The sequence below is a fragment of the Pseudochrobactrum saccharolyticum genome (genome assembly GCF_008801715.1).
GTDB classification, from domain to species: Bacteria; Pseudomonadota; Alphaproteobacteria; order Rhizobiales; family Rhizobiaceae; genus Pseudochrobactrum; species Pseudochrobactrum saccharolyticum.
In genome coordinates this window covers 75,322-93,076 of the sequence record NZ_VZPG01000004.1, presented here as the reverse complement: position 1 = coordinate 93,076, position 17,755 = coordinate 75,322, and the positions used below count along the sequence as shown (strand labels likewise).

Below are 17,755 nucleotides of genomic sequence, written 5' to 3'. Positions count from 1 at the left end.
TTTTTGAATGATACGGCGAAGCACAATCTGATTGAGCTTCGTCTTATCTGCCTGTGTTTGACTTAGATTTTTTTCTCTATCAATACTCTAAATTAAAAAGATCACAAAAATGTGTACTTATTAAAAAGCCTGCTCATAAATTTTGAAATTCAACGATTATTTTTTTACAAAAGCGACCAATATTTATTATTAATATTTTAGTTTAAAATGACATTTTCAATATTTTAGCAACCGCTAAATATAAAATAAACAAATAATTTTGAAATCGATTTATCACTCCCTTAAAGAGTAATTATTCTGTACGTTTTAAAATAATTCTTGCAAATATCAATTCTATTGGTAGTTGTAATAGTGCGCTGATTTCTTTCTTATAAGCGCACTATCAAAATTGCTGTCATACGGGGGTAGGACTGCACATGAAACATGATAATATCTACGCAAATCTTGTCGATAACGCGGATCAGGCTGCCGACTTCCTGTCGGCTCTCGCCAACAATAAAAGGCTGCTGATCCTTTGTAAGCTGTTGCATAATGAAATGTCTGTGGGGAGTCTTGCAAAAGCAATCGACCTCAGCCAGTCTGCATTATCACAGCACCTTGCAAAACTGCGCGCACTCAATCTTGTTTCCACAAGACGGGACGCCCAGACAATCTACTATGTTGTTTCATCTCCGCATATTGAGCTGGTGCTTTCAACATTAGGCAGTCTGTATCTGGCACGCAGCGAGAAAAGACGGGAAGCGTTTGCTTAAACTGAACTGATGCATAATCAGACTAAATATAATTCCGTCATATTTATTAATGACTTAGCAGATAAGCGCCTCGGCGCTTATCTCAATATTAAAGAAAAAGACCTTACAGGACGCGAGTCCCGCTTCATTGCAGAAGGCAAAGTCGTCTTACGCGTTCTGCTGAATTCATCGCAGTTTGAAGCTGAATCTCTTCTTATCACCGAAAACAAACTGGCCGGTCTTCAGGATATTTTGCCTCTGGTTCCGGATCACGTCCCTGTTTATGCAGTCTCGCCATCCGATATGGATCAGATTGCGGGCTTCAATGTCCATCGTGGCATTCTCGCTGTCGGGAAAAGAAAAACCCTTCATAACATCCAGAATCTCATAGAGAATTTGCCGAATAATGCCCTTATCCTGATCCTTTGCGGCATATCCAACCATGACAATATCGGATCAATTTTCCGCAATGCCGCCGCCTTTGAAGCCAGTTGCGTGATGCTGGATGAAACATGCTGCGACCCGCTTTACCGTAAAGCAATCCGTGTTTCGGTCGGCGCAACATTACAAGTTCCCTATGCCCATAACGGCAAGATTGACGATATTGTTAAAACCGTTGCCGAAGCGGGCATCAACCTCATTGCACTGTCACCGCAAAGCCCGCAATCGCTCTATGATTTGCCTGTAAATGGGCGAACCGCGCTTTTGCTGGGCACTGAAGGCGAAGGACTGCCGCAGCATCTGCTTACCTCCCTGCAAAGCGCCCGCATTCCTATGTCCCGCCGGTTTGACAGCCTGAATGTAGCGACAGCCTCCGGCATCGCATTATCCTGCCTGAGCCGCGCAAATTTTGATTAAACTGCCTGATTTCAAACTGAAGCCGCTCGTTTCATACCACCGGAAGCAAACAAATCATTTCACTGTAACGCGGTCAATGCCGCAAAACCTCAGCATCAATTGACTGAACAGAATACTGGATACATACAACCTGAAATAGAATTATTAAATTCTAAATTATCAGTTCAATAAATCATCAAATATATGAATTTCAACACTCTTTTCAGAGTGAGAATCTAAGCTCAATTTTATTGATGAACCGTATCAATTCTGAAAATATTGGCTTCAGCTTCTGGCTGTTATTCAAGTGCCGTGTATTTCAGGAGTTTTTTGATGCCGGTTATATCAGATCAAGATAAAATGCTTATCTGACAGGTTATCGCAATCACAGGAGCGATGAATATATCCAAAACACAGCTTTGCAAGCATATATATTTTGAAGACAAGCTTAGTACATAAATAATCCGGAGTAAACAAATGTATCATTCATCTGTTTACTCCGGATCATAGTCTTCAACACTCATATGCAGCTCAGGCTGCGGACACTGAGCCTGATGTCGCTCCTGCGCCATTGCCGGTCAGTTCACGAAGCATTTTTTCTGCTTCCGGAGCACGTTCGGAACGGGCAATAAAACCACCGCCGAATACGCGCGCCGTATTGCTGTCGTCGGAATAGAGCACACAGGCCTGTCCCGGAGCGATACCGCTCTCACCATCAATCAGCTCAACCCAGGTTTGACCGTCCGCATGATGCAAAACAGCAGGCTTTGGCGGACGCGTTGAACGCACCTTGGCAAAGACTTCCATACCTTCCGCTGGCAGATCAGCAAGCGGACCGTCACCGAGCCAGTTCATATCACGCAGGAATACTTTATGTGTTTCAAGCGCTTCACGCGGGCCGACAATAACGCGCGCGTGGGCAGCATCGAGATGCACAACATAAAGCGGTTCACCGGTCGCAATACCAATACCGCGGCGCTGGCCAACCGTATAATGAACAATACCGTCGTGATCACCCAGAACACGACCATCAATATGCACGATATGGCCGCGTGTCGCCGCTTCCGGCTTCAGGCGTGAAATAATATCGGAATATTTGCCCTGCGGGACAAAGCAAATGTCCTGACTGTCCTGCTTCTTGGCAACAGTCAGCCCCATTTCCTCAGCCATTTCACGAACCTGCGCTTTTGGCAGATTACCAAGCGGGAAGCGCAGATAATCGATCTGCTCCTGCGTGGTGGCGAAAAGGAAGTAGCTCTGGTCACGATCCGCATCAACTGGGCGGAATAGAGCTCTGTGAGCGCCGTTTGCACCGCTGCGGATATAGTGACCTGTCGCAAGCGCTGCCGCGCCCAGATCGCGCGCTGTGGCCAGCAGATCAGCAAATTTTACAGTCTGGTTACAGGCAACGCACGGGATCGGCGTTTCACCGCTCACATAGCTGTTGGCAAAAGGATTGATAACCGCTTCACGGAAGCGCGCTTCATAATCCAGTACATAATGCGGAATACCAAGGCTTTCGGAAACGCGGCGCGCATCTTCAATGTCCTGTCCTGCGCAGCAGGAACCGGCACGGTGCACGGCAGCGCCATGATCATAGAGCTGAAGGGTTACACCAACAACATCATAGCCTTCACGCTTGAGAATACCGGCAACAACCGAAGAATCAACGCCCCCTGACATTGCAACAACAATGCGCGTATCTTCCGGCTTTCCCGGCAAATCGAGGCTGTTCAGTTTCATGATTAGGTCCATATCCGGGGTCAAAACCCGATATCTTGCTTCAAATTCTCCCCTTATATAGGCCATTGTGACCCGCCTTGCCAAGATGCCGCAGGGCAAAGGAGATTTTTTAATAAAATATTTTGAGCTGAAAACGAGTAAAAAAGCCTCAAAACGGCTTAAATATGGCGTTTTCAAGCTCTTTCTACATAATCTTTAATGAAAATTATTATTTATTACCAGAGCCTTACCGAGTGCTTAGCTCTTTTTTAAAGCTGTGACGCTATCGTGAAGCGTGATTAGGTCCTTGAGTGTTGTGTAGAGAGTACAATGACCGATCTGGTAAGACCACGAGTAAAGTACGTCATCGGTCCGGACGGAAGTCCGCTCACCGTTGCTGATCTTCCGCCGTCGAATACACGGCGCTGGGTTATCCGCCGCAAGGCTGAAGTTGTTGCCGCTGTACGCGGCGGCCTCCTCAGTCTTGAGGAAGCCTGTCAGCGTTATACGCTGACAGTCGAAGAGTTTCTGTCTTGGCAGTTGTCCATCGACGAGCATGGTCTCGCCGGTTTGCGGACAACGCGCATTCAACAATACAGACACTAATTTCATCTTCCCTCTTTAAAGGGCTGATGAAAACAAAATAAGGATATGCCGTACGCGGCGCATTCTACAGATCAAGCCGGAGAGTTCTGCTCTCCGGCTTTCTTTGTTTTCAAGGGCTTAGAACGCCACGCCTCATTCCCCCCCTTCACCAACACCAGCCTAAAAACAAAAATGCATAATTCCTTAGACCGTGTGGTTTAAGGAATTATGCATTTGTAAAACTGAGACCTGTTGATCAGAACGCAGAGGCTGCGGTTCTCATCATGCCCGACGAAGCAGAGCCGGTCAGATTTTGGTTATGATGAGACGAAAATGGTGATTTTCGAGCCCCGAAGCGGAGCGTACTTACAGTACGTGAGCATCGGAAGCGGAGAAAATTGCCATTTGCAGGCCATCAGAGCCGAAATCTTTATCCGATCATGACGCGACGATCGTAGACAGGTGCCTCTTCAATCTCTTTGAGCTTGCCGTCGCGGGTTTCGAGGGCTTCGGCGCGGGAGAGATCGGCTTCGGCTTCCAGAAGTTCGGCTTCGGCGGCTTCTTTCTGAGACATCAGATCGCGGATCGAATCAAAAAGATTGTCGCGGCGCTGACGGGCAGCTTTGGCAAAGGTCGGATAAGCAAAATGCGTGGTATCCGTAATCCCTGCTTTACGCTCTTCTGACTGGATTTGCGCATCAAGCTCACCGGCCATCCGCTCAAACTCGCCCATCATCAGGTCCAGCTGACCAATTTGCCGGCGCTTTTCTTTAACCTGAAACAGTTTCAGCCGGACAAGACTCTCACGTGGCTTCATACGCATTACTCCTTGAACACCAAGTTCCCAGGCAATTTTTCAACACTTGCTGCCTGCGACCACCCTCTACGCAAAGAAATCACTTAATTTCGAAACAAAAAATTAAGATTTCGGGCTTTTGGTAACCATTCCTTTACGTACAGCGTTAATCATAGCCGTTAGGACTTAAGGCTAGGTAAATTAACTGTGTTTTTTCAGCAACATTAAAACTTTGAATCCAATGAGTCACTTATAACGATTTCTTAAACTAATTTGTTAAGAAATTTTTCGAGTGATTATCCTGCAAATTCAATAAGTTAACTGAAAATTCTATAAGACTCATATTTACTATTGCCAATGAGAATCATATTTTGTTAACCATTCGGTGGCAGACTTGGTTCAAAGCGAGTGCTGTTAGGCAATTAACTGCTGGATCAGGTTAAGCGGCGGAAAAAAGGATTCTGAAGATGCGCGTTCTTTTGATTGAAGACGATAGTGCAATCGCACAAAGCATCGAGTTGATGCTCAAGTCAGAGAGCTTCAATGTTTATACGACAGATCTGGGCGAAGAAGGCATCGATCTGGGTAAGCTCTATGACTATGATATCATTCTGCTCGATCTGAACTTGCCGGATATGTCAGGTTATGAAGTGCTGCGCACACTGCGCCTGTCCAAGGTAAAGACACCTATCCTCATCCTGTCCGGTATGGCTGGCATTGAAGATAAGGTTCGCGGCCTCGGTTTCGGCGCTGACGACTATATGACCAAACCTTTCCATAAAGATGAGCTGATTGCCCGTATTCACGCAATCGTTCGTCGCTCGAAAGGCCATGCACAGTCTGTTATCACCACCGGCGATCTGATCGTTAATCTGGATGCCAAGACTGTTGAAGTCGGCGGCCAGCGCGTTCACCTCACCGGCAAAGAATATCAGATGCTGGAGCTGCTCTCCCTGCGTAAGGGCACAACCCTGACCAAGGAAATGTTCCTCAACCACCTCTATGGTGGCATGGACGAACCGGAACTGAAAATCATCGACGTTTTCATCTGCAAATTGCGCAAGAAGCTCGATGCTGTTTCCGGCAGCCAGAACTATATTGAAACTGTCTGGGGTCGTGGCTATGTGCTGCGCGATCAGGACAGCATGGATCACCGCGAAATCGCATAAGTTCTTATGCAATTCAGGTTTCAAAAAGCCCCGCTTCAGCGGGGTTTTTTATTGCCCTGTGTCAGCAATATTAAAAAGCCGCGCAATTCAAAACTGCGCGGCTTTCAAATTTAACTGAGAGTCAGAGCTGATTAATCGTCAGCCAGTGTACCGGCATCGGCGGCGAGTGTGCCGTCATCGGCTTCAGGCACATCGCCCTGAAAAGCCGGTTCGACTTCTGCTTTCTGCGCACGGAAGACGATTTCTTCTTCGCTCACATCAATAATGATTTCCATACCGGCTTCCTGTGCCAGCAACAGCGTGTAGTAAGGCTGCACGGAATGCGCATCAATTGCCTCTTCCGGAATGATACCGTCGTGCAATTCCTTAAATTTCGGCGGAACGCGCAGCATACGGCCGCGTGTTTTGATGCTGATTTTCGGATCGGTTTCCGCATCTTCCAGCACCACATCCAGATTGCCGCCACGCGGAATGGAAGAAATACCGATCAGGATCAGGTTCAACAGCAGCTTCACCTGATTTTTAGGCAGGAAAGCGCGGTTGCCGGTCCAGGTAAATTCAGGCTTTTCATTCGCCATATAAGCGGTGGCAACATTTTGCGCATCACCGGTATCGATCTGCACTCCGGCAGAACCGGCAGCACCGAAAGCGATACGGGCAAATTGCAGACGGGCAGATGCATTGCGCGCACTGGCAGCAATCAGCGCCATTGCATCTTCATCCGCACCGCCCTCTTCCAGCAATTCCAGACCATTATTAATCGCACCGACCGGTGAAATAATGTCATGGCAAATGCGGCTGCACAGCAATGCGCCGAGATCAACCGCGGAAAGAACAACAGGCAAGGACATTGATTGCATCTCCAAATTTCATATCTGCCTGCCGGCAGGCTTCGATCAAAGTTCCGGCTCAGCCTTGCGGGCAAAATCTGGCACATCGCAAAACGAATCACCGGAACATAAACTGATAACAGGACGCCATGGCATCCTTGTGCCGTGATTATGCGCCAATAGGCTTAATGATTACCAAATAACAGGACAAAAACAGCTTTAATGCTTTTTCATTAAGCCATTGAAAGGACAATTTTTCATATAAACAATTCGACAAGGTTTTTGACGCTACAATAAGGGTCATATCCGTGCGGAAGGCTATAAAAATCAAACAGCCGTTTCGCCAAACCACCGTATCCTGCTGTTCCGGCAAGATACATACCGGATAAAGCAATCATCAGAATTGCTGCTCCGGACAGGGATTTAAACATGTGCAGCAATCATTTGCGCATGTTTGGAAATACGGACAACAGCGCCTGTTCAGGGCGCTCATTGTCCCGTCAGACAGAATGAGCCAAGCAGCCAGAAGGATTTTTTTATGGCTACCCTAAACCTGTCCTCTTTCCGTGTGCATATTGCATCGGTCATAATAGGATTACTGGCTCTGATCAGCGTCGTACCGCAGCAGGCCAAAGCCAATGAAGGCTTCAGCATGGAGGAAATTGTTGCCTCCGGCCACCGTTTCTTTGGCTCGACCTCAGGCGGCATTGCCTCCGCCATTGAAAAAGCGTTCCAGAGTTACGGCCTGCCAAACGGCTATATTCTGGGTGAAGAAGGTTCCGGCGCCTTTGTAGGCGGCCTCACTTACGGTGAAGGCACGCTCTACACCAAAAATGCCGGCGATCACAAAACCTACTGGCAGGGGCCTTCCCTTGGTTGGGATTTCGGCGGTCAGGGTTCGCGCGTTATGATGCTCGTTTACAATCTTGATGATGTAAACATGCTCTATGGCCGCTATGCGGGCGTTTCCGGCTCTGCCTATATTATTGCCGGTGCAGGTTTTAATGTGCTGAAGCGCGGTAATATTCTGCTGGTACCAATCCGTACCGGTGTCGGTGGCCGTCTCGGCGTCAATATCGGCTATCTCAAGCTGACACCAAGCGCGACATGGAATCCGTTCTGATCGCAGATATATGACCGGAGAGAGAATTGGAAAATTCTCTCTTTTACAGGCGCATCCCGTATATTTTGCGGATCAGATGCGCATTCAGTCAAAGGGACAGAGCAGTAATCCGGTTAAATCAGACCGGAATGCACTCTGAATGATTTAAATTTCATGCATTCATGTCATAATCTGAAAGCACCGGAGATCGGCAGATCGTGATACAATCCGTACTGGTTTTCCTGCTGGGCTTTTTATGCGCAGTCTTTCTGATTTTGCTGGCAGCGCCATTGTTCTGGCGACGCGCGAATTATCTGTGGCAAAAACAGATGAATGCCCAGCTGCCGCTTTCGCTGACAGCCATTGAAGCCGACAGGGATATGCTGCGTGCATCCCATGCGGCCGCGCTCCGTAAAGCGGAAATGCAAGCCTCGGAAATCCGTGAGAAGCACACACAGGCATTGTTGAAAATCAGCACGGATCGTCATGAAATTGAGAAGATTCTGCCTTTGCAGCAGGAGCTTGAAATTGCCAGAATACAACAGAAAGACGACCGGCAGACTTTAAACGCTGCGCAGGAGCAGATGAAAAAGCTTCAGCAGAAACAGCAGGCGTCCTTTGAGGAAAACGGCCGGATGCAACGCCAGAATGAAGCCCTGAGCCATCTCAGTGATACGCTGCGTGAAGAGGTCTCCCGTCGTGAAAGCGAAGCAGACCGGTTGCGGCGTGAGGCAGGCGATCTGCGGCAGGAAAAGAAACAACTTAACAGCTTGAAGTCAGAACTGGCTTCTCAGGTGGCATCATTGAAAACATCTCTTGAAAGCGAGAAACAGCGTAATCAGGCGCTTGAGGAGAAACTGCATCGTCTGATTTCAGAACTCTCTGATGCGCAGGAAAAACTCGAACGACAGAGTAAAACCATGCGCTCCGGCGAAAAATCCGCTGAGAATGAAAGCCGGACGCTGAGTGACGAAGATAATCAGCTGCGGGAAACCATCAGCGATCTCGCTGCTGAAATGGTTGCCAGAACGGCAGCTCAGGAAGGTGAAACCTCTCCTATCCACACATTGCTGAAAGAACCGGACACAGAACCGGATGCTCCAGCTAAAAGCGCCAAAAAAGCAAAAGCATCAAAACAGAAAAGTCTGGCCGGACGCATTAAAAAGATCACGGCCTGACCTGAGAGCGCCGTGTGCCGGACCTGGCACACAAAGGTCGCTCTAATTAGTCAGGCAGTAGCTTTCCTTGAAATCGCACAACCAAAGCCATCCGCTTAATGGTCATCCGTAACGCCACGCCGCCAATAGGCAACCGCCATGTGGTCATCGCGTTTCAGACCGCATTCTTTACGCCAGAAGCCGCGAATAGCTTTAAAAGCATCGAACTCACAGCCAGCCCATGCAAACAACCGGCGCCCTTCGCTTTGCGCCGGCATGGCCTGTTTTACCGCATCGATCAGCAGCGTTGTCGTTCCGGCTTCCGCACCATTACGATGCAGCCATTTCAGATCAAGCTGTGCCTGAGTTTCCAGTAGCTGCTCTTCCGCACTGTCGGCCACTTCAATACGCACAATTGCCGATGCCGTCGCCGGCAGTCTTTCCAGAATACGGGAAATAGCGGGTAAGGCAGTCTCATCACCGACCAGAATAAAATCATCACCCGCAGGCATATCCCCGCCACCGGGGCCGGTCATACCGATAATATCACCGGTCTGCGCCTGCATGGCCCATTCTGTTCCCGGTGCTTCAACCGTGCTGGGATGCACGACCATATCAATATCAACCCAGCCCTGCTCAACATCAATGGTCCGGATTGTATAGACACGATTTTGCAGACGATGCTCGCCATCCGGCCAGACCGGACGACCGTCAGCTCCCAGATGCGGCCATTTCGGCTTGAGCGGCGGCTTAGGCGGCAATATCAGGCGGATATGAAGCCCGCCGCTGGCATAGCGCCCCAGATCATCGCCCTGCAATCTGATCCGGCGCATATGCGGCGTAATATTGCGCACGGCAATGACCTTCATTTCGCGGAAAAACGGTGGCAGACTGCCCTCGCCTGCGCCATCGCCCTCCCAGCGGAAGCTCACAGTTTCGGCACCCGCATGGTGGACGATGCCTTCCGCGACAGCAAATTTCAGATAAGACAGATCGCTTTCATTGGCAGCCTCGGCGGTTACGGTAAAACGCTCCTGTTCCAGCCTGAGTTTTGCAACACCCATCAGCAGCGGAATTGTACCTTCATTCCCTGTGCGCACCACGGCATAATGTTCACCATAAACACGTAGCAGATTTTCGAAAATTATCTCAGCCTGCGCGGAGGAAACTTCCGTTTGCGCAATAAATACAGGCTTATTCATCATCTCTCCTGCAGTCTCTGCCGGTTAGAACCGGCGGTTTATCTGCAGCTAACACTCGATAATATGAATTTTCAATTCATATTTTAATTTGCAGTCACACTGACTGCCCGTCTGAAAAAGCAAAAAGGCCGGATGTTTCCATCCGGCCTTTAAGATCATAACTGAAACCGAAAAATTCCGGTTATTTCCCGTGGAACTCACGAATCGCAGCGATAACGCGTTCCTGATCTTCCTCGGAGAGGTAGGCATGCATCGGCAGGCTGAGAATGCGTGAAGGCAGAGCTTCAGACACCGGCAGACCACCTGGTGCTACCATATAATGCTTATAAGCAGTCTGCAGATGCAGCGGCTTCACATAATAGATAACCGAAGGAATCCCCTTCGCCTGCAGATGGGCTTTCAGCTCATCTCGGCGTTCGGTTTCAATCGAATATTGCGCCCATGCGGAACGGATACCGGCAGCCGGACGGGTTACTTTAACAATGTCACCCAGACCTTCGGCATAACGATTGGCAACCTTTTGACGGGTTTCCATTTCGTCTTCGAGAATAGCCATTTTTTCCAGCAGAACCGCTGCCTGAATCGTATCCAGACGGGAGTTCAGACCAATGCGCACATTGTCATACTGGGTTTCGCCTTTACCGTGGAAATGGATGGAGCGCAGAACATCGTTCAGGTCGTCATCATTGGTAAAGATTGCGCCACCGTCACCATAGCAGCCGAGAGGCTTGGCAGGGTAGAAGCTGGTTGCACCGACATGACCGAAAGAACCGCACATCGCATTATCACGCTTGCCGCCGATCGACTGGGCAGCATCGGAAATAACCTTGAGGCCTTCTTTATCAGCAATTGCCATAATGGCACGGTAATCAGCAGGCAGACCGAACAGATCAACCGGAATGATCGCCTTTGGTGTCAGACGGCCTTCCTTGCGCACTGCATCAATAGCAGCCTGCAACTGTTCCACATTCATATTGTAGGTGTCTTCCTCGACATCCACAAAAACCGCTTCCGCACCAACCAGCGCCACCACTTCAGCGGTTGCTGCAAAGGTAAAGCTCGGGCAGAAAACTGCATCGCCGGGGCCGACGCCCATAGCCATCAGCGGCATCTGCAATGCATCTGTACCATTGGCACAGGCCAGAACATGTTTGACGCCAACATAATCGGCAAGCTGCTTCTCAAACTCAGCAACTTCAGGTCCGAGAATATACTTGCCTTCCGCGACCACTTTAAGAACAGCAGCGTTAAGACGGTCTTCAATGCGAGCGCGCTGGCTCACAAGATCAATGAATTGCATGTCGGCTCCAATATCAATTGATCCGCATCATGCACGCGCACACCCGCGAATCGAGTAGTATGTAGTCCCTCATAAGAGACTTCGCCATGGTGCATTCTTCACTGTTTGGCAAACAATGTAACACAGCTTGAAGCAATGGCGGAACATCGCGTCTCCCTTGTTCCGCACAGCAGTCGCGAAGACCGGCTCGCCGGTTCTTATACCAGAAAAGCCGCTCAATCGCGTTGTTTTATTCGCATCCTGCAGTCTGTCCACATGGATACAGTCTGATTATCCCGTTCAGCCCCTCAGACTATGGGTCAATCTATCAGTACCGTCAGCATGACAAAGAGCCGGATATCTCAAATATCTGTGATTCCGGTTAGCGAACCGGATGGTTCACAGTGCCTTTGGTCAAAATCCGCAACACACTCACAGCTTCTTCACCATTAGTGCGCGGTGTTTCACGCGTTTCAATGCAATGAATGAAATGTTCCAGCTCACGGGTCAGCGGCATGCCTTCCTGTACCGGCACATATTCCGGATCAGCCTTGGTGAATGCGATCTGCCCGTTTTCCTGCCAGACTTTATGACGATACAGGGTCAGCTTGCGCTCCCATGGTTCAGCATCGTCAAAAACAGCCATCGCCTTGTCGCCGACAACCGCAAGACGGCGATCCATGATCGGGTTCAGGCGCGAAGCAAACAAATGGCTGCGAATACCGTTCGGGAATTCCATATGCAGATGGGCAAAATCGCTTAAATGATCGATCATTGCCGCACCTTCACCACGCACCTCAGTAGGTTCAGAGCCGGTCAGTGCCAGAATCATCGACAAATCATGTGGTGCAAGATCCCACAGGGCATCATTCTGGCCGTGGAACTTACCAAGACCAATGCGATGCGCCTGAATATAACCGATTTTGCCGAGTTCACCGCTTTGTGCCAGTTCCAGCAATTTCTCAAATGCCGGATGGAAGCGCAGAATATGACCAACCATAAACACACGGCCATGTTTCTCAGCCGCTTGTATTGCGGCCTCACCATCAGCAACAGTCAGAGCGATCGGCTTTTCAACCAACACATCCTTGCCGTTTTCAACCGCGCGGATGGCATATTGCGCATGGAACTGCGCAGGCAGTGCCATAACAATCGCATCAATGTCTTTTGAAACAAAAAGATCATCAACACTGATTTGCGCCACATCATAATCCGCAGCAAATTTTGCGGAGCGTGCCGGATCAATATCACTGACAGCAACGAGTGCGCCCAGACCTTTAAGAGTGCGGATATGATTGTTGCCCCAATAGCCACAACCGAGAACTGCGATACGCGGTGCCATATTTTCCTGCCTTTGCTTGTTGAAAACTCAATAACTTTGCAAAAGTTGGATTTCAATACCGATTAATGCATAACAGTGCTTGACAGCTATGCGCATACCGACTTATACGACCCCCGTTCCCAACGAGAACATTGCTTCGCGAAGCAGCTGAAAAGCTCTGAAGCATCGTGGGGCGGAGTAGCTCAGTAGGTTAGAGCAGAGGAATCATAATCCTTGTGTCGGCGGTTCGAATCCGTCCTCCGCTACCAACAAATTTTCCCAATCATAAAACAATATTATGAATGTCTCATCTGTTTTAAGTATGAGATATTTGCTTCACTGCGACGGCATTTTGTAAAATGCCTCGTGCATCAGCGATTTATTCCCGTTTTGGGAATCACTTGAGAATCAATCGGATAGACCTGTAAATTTCACAAGACCGGTGCCGGAGTATAAGTCCGGCACCGTTTTTTCATTTCGGCTGACTAGAGCATTTCACAGTCAAGTTGGATTAACTTGGACAGTCCGAGATAATGCGACAAACTAAGGAATCTAGAGCGAGCACTGCGATCCAACATGGACGTAAATCGCTCCAGTCATTTTCAGCAGCATCAATGTCCGCCGAGCACCAGCAGCTGTACCGGCATCATAATCGCCTGAATGCGCAGAATGACAGCATGAACGAGGCCGGTGGCATCCACCGCGTGCAGGAATGCCGAACGTAATGGCCCTGCTGTGCCTGCCTGCAGCTCTTCATGATTGCTGGTATAAGCATTGGCAATGCAATTGCTGCCCGGAGGCACATTGCCAAAACTATTTTCATAAAGAGGTTCCAGCGTCGCAGTAATCGTACCAGGACGGCTCAGCTGCTGCACATCAACCAGCTGATCGCTGGCACGCACCTGCCCGCCTGCAATCACATCCTGAACCTCAGTCACCACCATCGGTACAACTGTAAAAGGCTGACCGATACAAGTAACTTCGGCGATCATGCCGGTCTTGATGACCTGTGTCTCAATCTGGTTGAAACCGGCAACCAGTCTGCCCCGTCCGGCATCATCCGGCACCAGAACACCTGCAGGGCGCAGCAGCGGGTTCACCACCTCACCCGTGCGCAAGGTAAACTGCTGCACGGTGCCGGACACACCGGCACGCACAGTGGTTTTATCCAGCTGCACCCGTGCCTCTTCCAATGCGGCCTCTGCACTGGCTTTTTGCGCAGGCAATAAAGTGCTGATCTTGGTCTGCAATGTCTGCTTTCTGGCAATTGCCTCAGCCAGTGCACCTTTGCGTCCTTCAAGGCTGGATGTCAGGCGGTCAATTTCGCGCTGGGCAACCACATTCGGGTTGCGGCGTTGCAACTCAGTCTGTGTATTGAGATCAATCTGCGCCTGCAAATAGGCGGCCTCAACTGACTGTATCGCACCATCTGTTGCAGCAATCTCAGATTTTGCCACCTCAGTTTCTGCCTGCACTTCAACAATACGCTGCTCTGCAGTTTTCATCGCAGCTTCCTGCTTGCTGCTGTCAAGGCGGAACAACGGATCACCGGCTTTCACTTTCTGAAAGCGGGTCACATAGACCTCTTCAACACGCCCCGGAATTTCCGGCAGGATTGTCACCGTGCGATAAGCGGCGGTCACATTGGATGTGGAAGGGTGATAATAAAAGATCATCGTAATCAGCGAGATTGTCAGAATAAGACAGGCTGTAATCCCCCAGCGCAGCTCAAACCACACCGAATAAAGCGTGATATGGTGACCGATAAGTTTACCCTGACCATAACGCCGGAACAGATAATCCGGCAAAATCGTCACCATTGAACAGAGAAGAAATTCCAACATTATTGCTTCTCCCCGTTCTGATCCGGATTATGAGATGAATGCCCGTCTTGAGCTGCCTGCGGCTGTACTGTTTCCACTGGTTTAGCGGCAGCTTCTGCTACAGGAGCAGGCTGTTGCGCAGCCGGTGCTGATGCAGGCGGATAGTTCTGCGGCACATAAGTGCTGCGCGCAATCCTGTTCAGAGACTTGGCCATTGAGGTTACCGGCGTAATAAAATTCGGCAGTTCAATCATCGCCAGCAAGAGGGCAGCAATCCAGAAAAGCTGATTATGGGTAAAGAGCGCAATCAGCGCCAGAACCGCAACTACCTGCAACTGCACCTTATTGGTACGATGTGCCATTTGCTCCGGCAAAGCATGAAGCCGGAGATAGAGGGTGCCAACGGCAAAGATCATGCAAATGAGAAAAACAATGACGAAATTAAACAGAATATCGGTCTGTCCCGGTGCCGTAATAAATGCGGGCACATGATCAATGGCTATGGGGTGTTTACTCACATCCATAATTTGCCTGTCTCCTGATCTGAAGATTAAGTTTCAGTGATTAAATACACTCAGCGAAAAACAGGCCGCACTTCCTGTGCAAACAAGGCCAAAAAATGTTGGTTTTAGTGCCAGAACAAGGCGCATATGAGTAAAACGGCATTAACGGCTGCTGATAACGCTAAGTTGAAAAGTTCCGTGCGTCCTCATCATGAGTACAGCAAATATTTTATCAGAAATTTATAATACACAAAACAATATTGCTCAGTCGTGAAACTCTCTGCGTCATATTCCGGCAAGGATATGATTCCCGCCTTCAATGCGCCGCATCAAAGCTCTATGATAAAGGCGTTATTATCAGCATGAGATTCTTATGACAGACATTACCAGACGGATTGCCGCCATCATTGCCGGTGAGATCAATGCCAAACCGGAACAGGCGGTTGCCGCTATCGGCCTGCTTGATGAAGGCTCGACCGTGCCGTTTATCGCCCGCTACCGTAAAGAAGTGACCGGTGGTCTTGATGACACGCAATTGCGTAACCTGTCCGAGCGTCTGACTTACTTACGTGAACTGGAAGCCCGCCGCAGTTCCATTCTGGACTCCATCCGTACACAGGAAAAGCTCACACCGGAGCTGGAGCTGAAAATCGCCAAGGTCAGCACCAAAGCTGAGTTGGAAGATATCTACCTGCCCTTCAAGCCAAAGCGCCGTACCCGTGCGGAAATCGCGCGTGAGCGTGGCCTTGGTGCACTGGCTCAGGCAATCCTCGACAACCGCGCTGCAGTACCTGCCGAACTGGCTGCCAGTTATATCACACCGGATGTGGCTGATGTGAAAGCCGCCCTTGAGGGTGCGCGTGATATTATCGCCGAAGGTATTACCGAAAATGCCGATCTGCTTGGTCGCCTGCGCTCCTATATGAAAGACAATGCGGTTCTGCAATCCCGCGTCGTTGCCGGAAAAGAGACTGAAGGCGCCAAATTCTCCGATTATTTTGCCCATAGCGAACAGTGGAACAAGGTTGCCGGTCACCGCGCTCTTGCCATGCTGCGCGGCCGCAATGAAGATTTCCTGACGCTGGATATTGTTGTTGACCAGCAGGACACATCGCCGGTCAAACCGGTTGAGCGGATGATCGCCCATAGCTATCAGGTCGGCGGCACACTGGCCGGGGATAAATGGCTTATGGAAGTGATCGGCTGGACCTGGCGTGTGAAACTCTCGTTGTCTCTCTCCCTCGATCTGATGCGTGATCTGCGTGAACGTGCGGAAGAAGAAGCGATTAATGTTTTCGCCCGCAATCTGAAAGACCTGCTGCTGGCAGCACCTGCCGGTTCCCGCGCTACCATGGGTCTTGATCCGGGCATCCGTACCGGCGTGAAAGTGGCGATCGTTGACGGTACCGGCAAACTGCTGGACACTGCAACGGTCTATCCGTTCCAGCCGCGCAATGATCTGCGCGGTGCACAGGCTGAAATCGCCTCGCTGATCCGCAAGCATAAAGTAGAGCTGATCGCTATCGGCAACGGCACTGCAAGCCGCGAGACCGAGCGTATGGTTGCGGACTTATTGGGCGATATGCCTGCGCCAAAGCCGCTTAAAGTGATCGTTTCAGAAGCCGGTGCATCGGTTTACTCAGCCTCGGAAACAGCCGCCGCAGAATTCCCGCAGCTCGATGTGTCGCTGCGCGGCGCAGTTTCTATCGCCCGCCGCCTGCAAGACCCGTTGGCAGAACTGGTGAAAATCGAGCCAAAATCCATCGGCGTTGGTCAGTATCAGCATGATGTGGATCAAAGCCGCCTCGCCCATATGCTGAATGCCGTTGTGGAAGATGCGGTGAATGCTGTCGGTGTTGATCTCAACACTGCTTCCGCTTCACTGCTCGCCCGTGTGTCCGGCCTTGGCACATCGCTTGCCGAAGCCGTTGTTGCGCATCGCAATGAAAACGGCCCGTTCAAGAAGCGTAAAGACCTGCTCAAAGTCGCCCGTCTCGGCAACCGTACATTTGAGCAGGCCGCAGGCTTCCTGCGTATCCCGAATGGTACAGAGCCACTTGATGCCTCATCAGTGCACCCTGAAGCCTATGGTGTGGCTGCTAAGATCGTTGCCGCCTGCGGCCGCGATGTGCGCTCGCTGATGGGTGACGCCAGTGCTTTGCGTGCGCTTGATCCGAAGCTCTTTGTTGATGAGCGCTTTGGTCTGCCAACGGTAAAAGACATTCTGTCAGAACTTGAAAAGCCAGGTCGTGATCCGCGTCCGGAATTCAAAACCGCCACCTTTGCCGATGGCATTGACGATATTAAAGATCTCAAACCCGGCATGTTACTGGAAGGCACTGTGACCAATGTTGCCGCCTTTGGTGCCTTTGTTGATATCGGTGTGCATCAGGATGGTCTTGTGCATGTGTCGCAGCTTGCCGATAAATTCGTGAAAGACCCGCATGAAGTGGTAAAAGCCGGTGATGTGGTGAAAGTGCGTGTGACGGAGGTTGACGTGCCGCGCAAACGTATCGGCCTGACCATGCGCAAAGATGGCGGTGGCGAAGCGGCTCCTAAGCCTATGGGTGAGCGCGGACAGCGTCCGGCACAAAAACATTTCACAGCCAAGCCACAGGAAAAGCCTGCTGAAGCTCAGGGCGGTTTTGGTGCAGCGCTGCTTGAAGCCATGAAACGTAAATAATCAAAATAAAAAGGC

General features: G+C 50.0%; 15 protein-coding genes, 1 tRNA gene and 1 pseudogene. 8 read left to right on the top strand and 9 right to left on the bottom strand.

The genetic code is table 11. From position 1 onward, the window contains the following. Positions 1 to 416 precede the first annotated feature (416 nt). Entirely contained in the window at positions 417 to 752 is a 336-nt protein-coding gene (locus F7P81_RS12735; protein ID WP_022710093.1) for an ArsR/SmtB family transcription factor, read from the top strand. 9 nt (positions 753 to 761) lie between these two features. Further along, positions 762 to 1,589: a TrmH family RNA methyltransferase gene (locus tag F7P81_RS12730; RefSeq protein WP_151159789.1), complete on the top strand. Its 828-nt coding sequence runs from the start codon at positions 762 to 764 to the stop codon at positions 1,587 to 1,589. Between the two features lie 510 nt (positions 1,590 to 2,099). Here F7P81_RS12730 and mnmA read toward each other — a convergent pair. After that, the gene (gene mnmA, locus F7P81_RS12725) at positions 2,100 to 3,311 is read right to left on the bottom strand and encodes a tRNA 2-thiouridine(34) synthase MnmA (RefSeq protein WP_175576091.1); all 1,212 of its coding nucleotides are present in this window, start codon (positions 3,309 to 3,311) and stop codon (positions 2,100 to 2,102) included. 309 nt (positions 3,312 to 3,620) lie between these two features. Here mnmA and sciP point away from each other — a divergent pair, with 309 nt between their 5' ends. Continuing rightward, a complete protein-coding gene (sciP, locus tag F7P81_RS12720) occupies positions 3,621 to 3,896 on the top strand; it encodes a CtrA inhibitor SciP (protein ID WP_075655983.1) in 276 nt (91 codons plus the stop codon). Between the two features lie 409 nt (positions 3,897 to 4,305). Here sciP and F7P81_RS12715 read toward each other — a convergent pair whose 3' ends face one another. Next, positions 4,306 to 4,692 (bottom strand): hypothetical protein, encoded by a 387-nt coding sequence (locus F7P81_RS12715; RefSeq protein ID WP_022709453.1) that lies wholly within the window; start codon positions 4,690 to 4,692, stop codon positions 4,306 to 4,308. Positions 4,693 to 5,138: 446 nt separating this feature from the next. Here F7P81_RS12715 and ctrA point away from each other — a divergent pair, with 446 nt between their 5' ends. Beyond that, positions 5,139 to 5,840 carry a response regulator transcription factor CtrA gene (ctrA, locus tag F7P81_RS12710; protein ID WP_022709454.1) on the top strand — a complete coding sequence of 234 codons (702 nt, stop codon included), beginning with the start codon at positions 5,139 to 5,141 and terminating at the stop codon, positions 5,838 to 5,840. A gap of 224 nt (positions 5,841 to 6,064) precedes the next feature. On the opposite strand, the pseudogene chpT reads toward ctrA, so the two are convergent. Together chpT and F7P81_RS17130 are read right to left on the bottom strand one after the other, a co-directional pair. Further along, positions 6,065 to 6,691, bottom strand: a pseudogene (chpT, locus tag F7P81_RS12705) (histidine phosphotransferase ChpT); the annotation flags it as partial. Between the two features lie 236 nt (positions 6,692 to 6,927). Beyond that, the gene (locus tag F7P81_RS17130; RefSeq protein WP_170265282.1) at positions 6,928 to 7,101 is read right to left on the bottom strand and encodes a hypothetical protein; all 174 of its coding nucleotides are present in this window, start codon (positions 7,099 to 7,101) and stop codon (positions 6,928 to 6,930) included. 107 nt (positions 7,102 to 7,208) lie between these two features. Between F7P81_RS17130 and F7P81_RS12700 the strand changes: the two genes are divergently transcribed. Continuing rightward, positions 7,209 to 7,793: a DUF1134 domain-containing protein gene (locus F7P81_RS12700; protein WP_075655981.1), complete on the top strand. Its 585-nt coding sequence runs from the start codon at positions 7,209 to 7,211 to the stop codon at positions 7,791 to 7,793. Positions 7,794 to 7,990: 197 nt separating this feature from the next. Next, positions 7,991 to 8,950 carry a coiled-coil domain-containing protein gene (locus tag F7P81_RS12695; protein WP_151159787.1) on the top strand — a complete coding sequence of 320 codons (960 nt, stop codon included), beginning with the start codon at positions 7,991 to 7,993 and terminating at the stop codon, positions 8,948 to 8,950. Positions 8,951 to 9,045: 95 nt separating this feature from the next. On the opposite strand, the gene F7P81_RS12690 is transcribed toward F7P81_RS12695, so the two are convergent. From F7P81_RS12690 to F7P81_RS12680, 3 genes are all read right to left on the bottom strand, one after another. Beyond that, the gene (locus F7P81_RS12690; protein WP_151159786.1) at positions 9,046 to 10,134 is read right to left on the bottom strand and encodes a siderophore-interacting protein; all 1,089 of its coding nucleotides are present in this window, start codon (positions 10,132 to 10,134) and stop codon (positions 9,046 to 9,048) included. A gap of 178 nt (positions 10,135 to 10,312) precedes the next feature. Further along, a complete protein-coding gene (locus F7P81_RS12685; protein WP_151159785.1) occupies positions 10,313 to 11,431 on the bottom strand; it encodes a DegT/DnrJ/EryC1/StrS family aminotransferase in 1,119 nt (372 codons plus the stop codon). A 361-nt stretch (positions 11,432 to 11,792) separates the two neighbouring features. Then, the gene (locus tag F7P81_RS12680; protein ID WP_151159784.1) at positions 11,793 to 12,752 is read right to left on the bottom strand and encodes a Gfo/Idh/MocA family protein; all 960 of its coding nucleotides are present in this window, start codon (positions 12,750 to 12,752) and stop codon (positions 11,793 to 11,795) included. Between the two features lie 171 nt (positions 12,753 to 12,923). Between F7P81_RS12680 and F7P81_RS12675 the strand changes: the two genes are divergently transcribed. Then, positions 12,924 to 13,000, top strand: a tRNA-Met gene (locus F7P81_RS12675). 342 nt (positions 13,001 to 13,342) lie between these two features. Here F7P81_RS12675 and F7P81_RS12670 read toward each other — a convergent pair. Together F7P81_RS12670 and F7P81_RS12665 are read right to left on the bottom strand one after the other, a co-directional pair. Next, positions 13,343 to 14,575 (bottom strand): HlyD family secretion protein, encoded by a 1,233-nt coding sequence (locus F7P81_RS12670; protein ID WP_075655945.1) that lies wholly within the window; start codon positions 14,573 to 14,575, stop codon positions 13,343 to 13,345. Further along, positions 14,575 to 15,078 carry a hypothetical protein gene (locus F7P81_RS12665; RefSeq protein ID WP_246176124.1) on the bottom strand — a complete coding sequence of 168 codons (504 nt, stop codon included), beginning with the start codon at positions 15,076 to 15,078 and terminating at the stop codon, positions 14,575 to 14,577. The genes F7P81_RS12670 and F7P81_RS12665 overlap by 1 nt, the downstream gene beginning before the upstream one ends. A gap of 352 nt (positions 15,079 to 15,430) precedes the next feature. On the opposite strand from F7P81_RS12665, the gene F7P81_RS12660 reads away from it, so the two are divergent. Next, positions 15,431 to 17,740, top strand: coding sequence for a Tex family protein (locus tag F7P81_RS12660; protein WP_151159783.1), 2,310 nt, complete (start codon positions 15,431 to 15,433; stop codon positions 17,738 to 17,740). Positions 17,741 to 17,755 lie beyond the last annotated feature (15 nt).